General features: G+C 40.8%; 1 protein-coding gene. It reads right to left on the reverse strand.

All coding sequences use genetic code 11. From position 1 onward, the window contains the following. Positions 1–228: phage scaffolding protein (locus tag SB749_RS21225; protein ID WP_410712062.1), on the reverse strand; the 228-nt coding region annotated here is incomplete at both ends.

Here is a 228-nt window from a genome sequence, read left to right on the forward strand (position 1 = left end):
TAAGAGCGGTTAACTGCTCATCAAGACCAATTACCTTATCGTCAGATAATTTAAGCCCATCAACGTTTAAATTCGCTTTTACAGCCTTGATGTTTTTCGCCTTTGCATCACGTAAAGCACTTTCGAGAGCAAAGTCAAAGGCTTGTTTGTCCAGCTTTTGCTGATATTCCTCAGACACCTTTTTATTTTCTTCGTGCAGCTGCTCAATTGCGTTTTGCAGCTCTTCGT

It is taken from the genome of Brevibacterium sp. SIMBA_078 (assembly GCF_046534565.1).
Classification (GTDB): Bacteria; Actinomycetota; Actinomycetes; order Actinomycetales; family Brevibacteriaceae; genus Brevibacterium.